Raw genomic sequence first — 8,715 nt, 5'->3', positions numbered from 1 at the left:
GCCCTTCAACAGGCAGTCCTCTTTCAACGCAACATTGATTTCGTAACATTTAAAGCCTTGTTCCTCAGCTTCGGCGATGACCGTCCGCTGAAATTCGTCATAGGCCCATTTCGTTTCAGACGACGCAGCTTCAGGCGCTTCTGCCGATGCGGCCGCCTCCTTGTTTGCGCCTGTCACATCAAGCTTGGCGCAGACTTCTGAAACGTCTCTTTTGCCGTCGCCCCCTTCAATGATCGAAAGGACAATCGCTTCAAGGTCATCGAGCGCTTCAAACATGATGTCCATCCACTCTGACGTAATGGTCATTTCTTCATTTCGTATCGCGTCCAGCACGTTTTCCAGACTGTGCGTTAAATGAGCCATATCTTCATAGCCCATCGTAGCGCTCATCCCTTTCAAGGTATGAGCCGCTCTGAAAATATCATGGACAAGCTGCAGGTCTGTCGGATTTTTTTCGAGTTCGAGCAATTTTTCGTTACAGGTTTGCAAATGTTCTCTGCTTTCTTCAATAAAGACGTCTAAATATTGATTCATATCCATATGAGTCACGCCCTCTCTTTTTTCATATACGTCATAATGGCTGCGGCAATCTCATCAACATGCTTGATGTCGTTTGCAAGTCCGTTGTTAATGACCGATTTCGGCATTCCGAAAACGACGGACGACTCGGCTGCTTCGGCGATCACCGTTCCGCTTCCATGTTTCAAAAGGCCTTTTACGCCTTCTGTTCCGTCGCTTCCCATCCCCGTCATAATGACGGCGATTTTTTCAAACTCCCGAAGTGAGGCCAGGGAATGGAACAAATAGTCAACAGAAGGCTTGTGACGGCTCTCTGTGTCGCGGTCATCGAGCGTGATCACCAATTCGCCCTTTTCAAGGCCGACTGCCATGTTTTTCCCTCCGGGGGCAATGTAAACCCAGCCGTCTATCGCTCTCTCACCGTTTTCAGCCTCCTTCACGGTTACTTCTGAGAGGTGGTTCAGCCTGTTCGCTAATGAGGCTGTAAACCCCTTTGGCATGTGCTGAACGACAAAAACAGGCGCCTTCAACGTTTTGGGAAGCTTGGGAAGCACTCTTTGCAGCGCTCTCGGTCCCCCTGTCGATGTACCGATGCAGATGAGCTGTTTTCCAGCCCGAACACGGACTGAATCGCTGCCGCTCACCGGCGGCCGCTTTGCCGTCTCGATGGCGGGTTTTGAAATCGGAACAGGCCGGCCTTTCAGTTTCACCCGCCCTGCTGTCAACACCTTCTCAATCAGCATGTCTCTTACTTTATATAAATCAATTGAAATTGAACCCGACGGCTTTGCGACGAAATCGATCGCCCCCAGCTCAAGACATTCGATCGTGATATCAGCCCCCTGCTGCGTCAGACTCGATACCATGACAACCGGAAGCGGATCGCTCGCCATGATCCTTTTCAATGTTTCTTTTCCGTTCATCACAGGCATTTCAATATCCAATGTGATCACATCCGGGCGGAGCTCCTTGATTTTTTGGAGCGCTTCCTCGCCGTTTCTTGCCGTTCCTGCTACAGCAATCTCGTGATTGGATGTTAAAAACTTGGTGATCATGTTTCTCATAAAAGCAGAGTCGTCAACGACAAGAACACGAATCATAATGTATTGCCCCTCCTCAGGAATGAAGATAATTTATCGATAAAGGACCGGTTTTCGCCTATTTCCGTTCTGCCGTTATCAAGCAGCGATTCTGCCAGCAGGTAAACCGCCCTGCTCGGCTTGGAACGCGGGTTCTTCATCAGAAACGGCTGCTGCTCCACAACGGCTCTTGGTACCAGGGGATCCTCAGGAATCGGCCCTGCATATGCAAGCTTTTGCTGTAAAAAAGCGTTTACCGTGTTGGAAAGGCGGAGAAAGGCGGAAATTCCGTCTTTTTGGGTTGTACAGCGATTGACAGCGACTTTCAGCTGAAGATCGCGTCCCGTTAATGCCAAATGCTTGATCGCGCTGTAAGCGTCCATGATCGATGTCGGCTCCGGCGTGGTGACGACCAGAATTTCATCCGCTGACAGGACGAATGGCAGCTGATCTTTCGACAGCCCTGCTCCCATATCAAATATGACATAATCGAAGCTTGTCAAAGCCCGCGTTAATTCTTTCAGAAAGAACGCCCAGTTTTCCCCGTTCAATTCGAACATCGCATCCAGTCCCGTTCCGCCCGAAATGTATTGAAGGCCACGCGGACCGGCTGACAAGGCGCGCTCAAACGGTATTTTTTGCTGAAGGAGATCCATCACGGTGCAGAGCGATTGCCGGCCGATCAAAATATCGATGTTCCCCATTCCGACATCTAGATCGATCAACAGCACGCTCTTTCCTTTTTCCAAGAAGGCGAGAGCCGTATTCAGCGATATATTCGACTTCCCGACGCCTCCTTTTCCACTCATAACAGCGAGCGTTTTCGCTTTTGGATGAGCGACAGGGGCGGGCGGTTCGGCGAAGCGCTGCCCCATCCGCCTTCGTAAGCTTTCTGCCTGATCCATGTTCAACACCCCGTAAGCAGTCTGACAAATGATGCATTTGACAAGTAGCGGATATCTTCCGGAACATTTTGTCCGTTTGTCATATAGCCGAGACCGATTCTCGATTCGGCGAGCAGATTCATGACGCTTCCCAATGAATCGGTTTCATCCACTTTCGTGAATATCAACTGATCGATCGGAATGCTTGAGAACTGCTTAATGAGCTCCTTCATATCCTCGTACTTGCTCGTCGCGGACATGACGAGAAACGCCTGTATCTTACGCTCAAACGGAATGATTTCCTTCAGCTCCCTGACATATTGCCCGTCTTTGAAATTCCGGCCCGCCGTATCGATGAAGACGTGGTCAAAATCGGCGAACTTTTGCTGGGCCGCTTTAAATTCTTCTTTCGTGTAGCACACCTCGAGCGGCGCATTCAGAAGCTCGGCATATGTCCTGAGCTGTTCAACCGCTGCAATCCGGTACGTATCCGTCGTGATAAAAGCGATTTTTTTCTGCTTTTCCAGCACGGAAGAAGCGGCAAGCTTTGCCAATGTCGTCGTTTTGCCGACTCCGGTCGATCCGAAGAGCACGACATATTGGGAATGAATCGCCACGTCCTGTTCCCGATTATCGGGAAGAAGATCGGCCAAAGCATCTGTTAAGTGGGCCAGCGCCTTTTCATCCGTCCATTCTTCGCCGTTTTTTAAAGAAGTGCTGATCAACCGGCCGAGCGCTTTCGTACGGATGGCCGGCGATACCCCTTGCTTTGCCAGAAGCTGGTCCGCCTTTTTCAGCGGCTCAGGCAGCACATCAACCGGCTGCTCATGATGCCGCATTTCCAGCAGTTCTTTCAGCTCTTTCACTTGGCTTGCCAAATCGAGGTGGTCCGGCTGCGGGACAGGCGAAGGGCTTTGTTCACGTAAAACTGGCTTTTGCCGCTCCGGTTTCCTCGCGTCGGAAAAGTCCTGGTCGACAACCGCAATCACTTCAACCCCGGCTTTTTTCACAAAGCCGAGAAATTTTCTCGTATGAATTTTTTTAGAATTCAAGATTACGGCGTCATTCCCGAGCTCTTGTATAATTTGCTTTGTGGCTTCCTGCATAGAACCAGCTACAAATTTTTTAATTTTCATTGAATATCCACCACTCCGATGCTTTGAACTTCTACATTGGCTTCCAGTTCGTTATAAGAAAGAACCGGCAGATCAGGGAAATAGCGCTCTAACAGCTGTTTGACATACATTCTGACAGGCGGTGAACATAGAAGGATCGGCACTTCCTGCCTTAATGAGAGCTGTTCGATTTCTCTTGCTACAGATTGAATGATATTTTCGGATAATGCAGGTTCAAGAGATAAAAAGTTGCCGTGTTCAGTCTGCTGAATTCCTTCCGCCACGGCCTTTTCGACACGGCCCGAACACGTCACCACTTTCAGCGTCTCATTTTCCTTCGCATATTGGGCGGTGATCTGCTTGGCAAGCGCCTGTCTTACATACTCGGTCAGCATATCTGAATCCGTCGTCAGCTTTCCGTAGTCGGCCAGTGTTTCAAAGATTGTCACCAAGTTCCTGATCGATACTTTTTCTTTCAGAAGTTTGGCCAGCACTTTCTGAATATCACCGACAGACAGCGGATTCGGCGAGACCTCTTCGACCAGTACAGGATAAGATTCTTTCAAGTGGTCGATCAGCTGTTTTGTTTCCTGTCTTCCGATCAGCTCATGGGCGTGCTTTTTCACCTGCTCTGTAATGTGGGTCGACACGACTGAAGCCGGATCGACAACCGTATATCCGAGCATTTCGGCCTGATCTTTCTGAGATTCCGGTATCCATTTTGCCGGGAGGCCGAAGGACGGTTCGATCGTGTCAATTCCTTCGATCTGATCGTCTTCGCCTGTCGGAGACATCGCCAAAAAGTGATCGAGGAGAAGCTCGCCTTTTGCGACTTCGTTTCCTTTAATTTTGAGCCTGTACTCGTTCGGCTGAAGAGCGATGTTATCCCTGATTCTGACGACCGGAATGACGAGACCGAGTTCAAGCGCAAGCTGACGCCTGATCATGACGATTCTGTCTAATAGGTCGCCGCCTTGATTTGCATCTGCAAGCGGAATCAATCCGTAGCCGAATTCAAATTCGATCGGATCAATATCGAGCAGATGAACGACGCTTTCGGGACTTTTTAATTCGTCCACTTCAGCTTCTTCCTCAAGGATATCCTCCACTTTTTCCTTCTCTTCACCGGCTTTGGAGAGCGTATAGCCGCCGATGGCGAGAAGAAGAGCCAGAGGGCCTGTCAGGAGAATGCCGATCGGTGTGAAAATCCCGAGCAGCAAAATCGTTCCCGCCGTCACATACAAAAGCTTTGGATAAGCAAACAGCTGGCCTGTAATATCGTGTCCGAGGTTCCCGTCCGACGCTGCTCTTGTGACGACGATACCCGTCGCCGTTGAGATCAAGAGCGCAGGCAGCTGAGATACGATCCCGTCGCCTACAGACAAGAGCGTAAAGTGTGAAGCGGCTTCCTGAATGCTCATTTGTTTTTGCAGCATGCCGATGACAATTCCGAAAAGGACGTTAATGAGGACGATGATGATCCCTGCGATCGCATCCCCTTTCACGAATTTGCTCGCACCGTCCATCGCGCCGTAGAAGTCGGCTTCACGGGCCACTTTCTCACGGCGCACTTTCGCTTCCTGTTCGGTCACCATTCCGGCGTTCAAATCGGCATCAATGCTCATCTGTTTCCCCGGCATGGCGTCGAGCGTGAATCTGGCAGCAACTTCAGAAACCCGTTCCGCCCCTTTCGTTATGACGATAAATTGGATAATGATCAAAATGATAAAGACAACGAGACCGACCAAAACGTTTCCGCCGACAACGAAAGACCCGAACGTCTCGACTACTTTTCCCGCATCTCCGTTGGACAGAATCGAACGTGTCGTCGATACATTCAGCCCGAGGCGGAACAGCGTCAAGAGGAGCAGCAAAGAAGGAAATATCGAAAATTGCAGCGGTTCTTGCATGTTCATTGTGGTGAGAAGCACGATTAACGCAAGAGAAATATTCACGATAATTAAAACGCTCAACAACCATGGTGGAAAGGGTATGATAAGCATTGCCACAATGAGGACAACGCCTGATAAAACTGATAAATCTCTTGCTGACATGCTGTTTCTCTCCTTTTAAAACTGAAAAATTCACTAGATTTTTTGCTTTGTTTTGTAAACATACGCCAGGATTTCGGCTACGGCCTTAAAGAATTCTTCCGGAACGGCCTGGTCGATCTCAACCTGGTCATAGAGCGCCCTCGCCAAAGGTCTGTTTTCGACTGTCATGACATCGTGTTCTTTGGCGATCTGCCTGATTTTCAGAGCCATCAGATCGACCCCTTTTGCGATGATAAACGGCGCATCCATTTTGTTTTCGTCATATTTCAGCGCGACAGCGTAATGGGTCGGGTTTGTGATGATGACATCCGCTTTTGGCACATCCTGCATCATGCGGCGCATCGCCATTTCCTTTTGCTTCTGCTTGATCTTCGACTTAATCAGAGGATCGCCTTCGGTTTTTTTGTATTCGTCTTTAATGTCCTGTTTTGACATGCGAATATTTTTTTCATAATCAAATTTTTGATAGAGGTAATCGAGCACCGCGAGAAAAATCAGGGCGACTGCAGCGGAAACCCCCATTAAAAAGGTGAGCCAGCCGACATATGACAAAGCCTCGCCCGCGGACAGCGCCGGGATTCTGAGAATTTTGTCAAAGTTCAGCCATAGAACGGCGAATGTCACGCCGCCGACAATCACGATTTTTAAAATCGATTTAAGCAGTTCAACGATCGCTCTGATGCTGTAAATCCGCTTGAATCCTTTAAGCGGGTCAAGCTTTTTCAAATCAGGCTTGATCGCTTCAGGGGCAAATAAAACCACGACTTGCATATAGTTGCTCAAGACCCCGGAGACGACGGCTGTCAGCAAAAGCGGTGCCATAATGAAGCCAGATTCAAGCACAAGACTTTGAAACAGGCCGGGAATATTGGCGACTGACACCTTCATCGTGATCAACTCTTTGTAATACTTTTCGATCAGTGCGAGCAGGCGGTCTCTCATAAAAGGTCCGACGAATAAAAACGCTAAAAACACGATAAGAAGCGTGATCGCTGTATTGACATCTGCGCTTTTGGCAACCTGTCCTTTTTTTCTGCTTTCCCGCCGTTTTTTCGGCGTCGCTTTTTCCGTTTTTTCACCTGCGAAAAATTGCAAATCCAACGTCAGCTTCATCATGCCACCCCAAGCAAAGTTAATAGATCTCTCATTGTCCGAATGGCAAATTCGAAGACGTGCTGCATCATGCTGAACATAACGGCCATGCAGATGATGAGCATGATAAAGGTGATTGCGATTTTCAAAGGAAGCCCGACGACAAACACGTTGAGCTGCGGCACCGTTCTCGCCACAATCCCCAATGCCAGATCGACTAAAAACAAACAAGCCACAACAGGCGCAGACAATTGAAATGCTGTTATAAACATCGTGTTGAAGCTCTTTGCAATAAACTCGGCAAATCCTTCGCTTCCAAACGACAGCGCCATCTTATCGACCGGGATGTATTGATAGCTGTAATAAATCCCGTCAAGCAGGAGATGATGCGCATTCAGGCTCAGCATGAGGAGCAGCGCCAACGTATATAAAAACTGGCCGACAAGCGGGCTTTGCGCTCCTGTCTGGGGATCGATCACATTCGCCACCGCAAATCCCATTTGAAAATCGATGAATGATCCGGCGATTTGAACGGCCGAGATCATCATGTAGGCGATCAGCCCAAGCAGAAGCCCGATCAGCGCTTCCTTCATGGCCAACATCATGTAAACTCCGTCAACATCAAGCTGAGGAGGCTTTTCAATCGCCTGAAAACTGACGAGCGCAAGAAAAAATGCAAAACCTATTTTATGAACGGCAGGAATTGACCGATAAGAAAATAGAGGCACCGTTACATAGAATGCTGTGATTCTGACAAATACAAGTAAAAAGGCTGGAAATGATTCAATTATTGACATGTTAAAACTACCCTGCAAAACGGTTTAAATTAGAGAACAGCTCAGTCGCGAATGATAAAATCGTCGACAGCATCCACGGGCCGAAAATGACGAGCCCGACCAAAACGGCGACGATTTTCGGAATGAATGCAAGAGTCTGTTCCTGTATTTGGGTGGTTGCCTGAAAAACGCTGACGATCAGCCCGACGAGAAGAGCGAGCGCCAAAAGCGGCCCGCTGATAAGCAATGTAACGTATACAGCCCTTTCAGCCATCGATATAACAAATTCTGAATTCATGTATTAGCACCTACTCTAAAAGCTTTGCAGCAAAGATTTAACGATTAAATACCAGCCATCTACAAGCACAAACAGCAAAATCTTAAACGGCAGTGAAATCATGACCGGCGGAAGCATCATCATCCCCATCGACATCAAAACACTTGCCACAACCATATCGATAATCAGAAACGGTATAAATATCATAAATCCCATTTGAAACGCGGTTTTCAATTCCGAGATGACAAACGCGGGAACCATCGTTGAAAGCGGAATATCTTTAATGGATTCAGGCGTCTCCATCTTTGCGTAATTCATAAATAAAGCCAGATCTTTCTGTCTTGTATGCTTGCTCATAAAGGTTTTGATCGGGGTTTCCGCTTTTGTGTAAGCTTCATCCAAGGTGATCTTATTGTTCATTAACGGCGTCAGCGCTTCTTTATTAATCTCGGAAAAAGTCGGCCCCATAATGAAAAATGTCAGAAACAGTGCAAGTCCGATCAGCACCTGGTTTGGGGGCATTGACTGTGTTGCCAGCGATGTCCGGACAAAGGACAATACGATGACAACCCTTGTGAAACACGTCATCAGAATCAAGATCCCCGGAGCGATCGAAAATACTGTCAAAAGCAGCAAGAGCCGGACGCTGGCGCTGACGTTTGCCGCATCGCTTGAATTAAATAAATCCATAAACTCATTCATGTTGATTTTGGCCTTTCTTTCTGCCTTCTGCGCGATTTTGTTTCAGTTCCGCGAGCTGTGCTTTTAACGACTCGGAAAAAGATGCCGTGCCGCTTTGCTTTTGCACGCCTGGAACTTTGACTTGATCCATCCATTTCTGCCATTCAATCTTGCTGTTCATCGCAGCTTCATGCTGCGTGAGAATTTCTTTATATTCCTTTTCATCATCGATCTCTTT

9 protein-coding genes and 1 pseudogene are annotated in these 8,715 nt (G+C 48.2%); all 10 read right to left on the bottom strand.

Annotation, left to right across the window (positions count from 1 at the left end; translation table 11 throughout):
• On the bottom strand, positions 1-540 hold a 540-nt coding region (locus C1T29_RS10680; RefSeq protein WP_208945684.1), incomplete at its 3' end, for an Hpt domain-containing protein.
• Positions 541-545: 5 nt separating this feature from the next.
• Positions 546-1,619, bottom strand: a complete 1,074-nt coding sequence (locus C1T29_RS10675) for a protein-glutamate methylesterase/protein-glutamine glutaminase (protein WP_208945683.1) — start codon at positions 1,617-1,619, stop codon at positions 546-548.
• Positions 1,616-2,503 (bottom strand): MinD/ParA family protein, encoded by an 888-nt coding sequence (locus C1T29_RS10670; protein WP_026579734.1) that lies wholly within the window; start codon positions 2,501-2,503, stop codon positions 1,616-1,618. Before C1T29_RS10670 ends, C1T29_RS10675 begins: the two co-directional genes overlap by 4 nt.
• A gap of 2 nt (positions 2,504-2,505) precedes the next feature.
• Positions 2,506-3,618 (bottom strand): flagellar biosynthesis GTPase FlhF, encoded by a 1,113-nt coding sequence (gene flhF, locus C1T29_RS10665; RefSeq protein WP_020451408.1) that lies wholly within the window; start codon positions 3,616-3,618, stop codon positions 2,506-2,508.
• Positions 3,615-5,651, bottom strand: coding sequence for a flagellar biosynthesis protein FlhA (gene flhA / locus C1T29_RS10660; RefSeq protein WP_020451407.1), 2,037 nt, complete (start codon positions 5,649-5,651; stop codon positions 3,615-3,617). Before flhA ends, flhF begins: the two co-directional genes overlap by 4 nt.
• 33 nt (positions 5,652-5,684) lie before the next feature.
• Entirely contained in the window at positions 5,685-6,764 is a 1,080-nt protein-coding gene (flhB, locus tag C1T29_RS10655; RefSeq protein WP_208945682.1) for a flagellar biosynthesis protein FlhB, read from the bottom strand.
• Positions 6,764-7,540 carry a flagellar biosynthetic protein FliR gene (fliR, locus tag C1T29_RS10650; RefSeq protein ID WP_020451405.1) on the bottom strand — a complete coding sequence of 259 codons (777 nt, stop codon included), beginning with the start codon at positions 7,538-7,540 and terminating at the stop codon, positions 6,764-6,766. The genes flhB and fliR overlap by 1 nt, the downstream gene beginning before the upstream one ends.
• 7 nt (positions 7,541-7,547) lie before the next feature.
• Entirely contained in the window at positions 7,548-7,817 is a 270-nt protein-coding gene (gene fliQ, locus C1T29_RS10645; RefSeq protein WP_020451404.1) for a flagellar biosynthesis protein FliQ, read from the bottom strand.
• 15 nt (positions 7,818-7,832) lie between these two features.
• Complete coding sequence (gene fliP / locus C1T29_RS10640; RefSeq protein WP_020451403.1) at positions 7,833-8,498, bottom strand: flagellar type III secretion system pore protein FliP; 666 nt, start codon at positions 8,496-8,498, stop codon at positions 7,833-7,835.
• Positions 8,491-8,715: pseudogene (locus tag C1T29_RS10635) on the bottom strand (flagella biosynthesis protein FliZ); the annotation flags it as partial. The gene fliP and the pseudogene C1T29_RS10635, both read right to left, overlap by 8 nt.

This window comes from Bacillus sp. MBGLi79, assembly GCF_002953915.1.
Note: the sequence above shows the minus strand (reverse complement) of the source record. Positions and strands in the feature narration are given on the sequence as shown.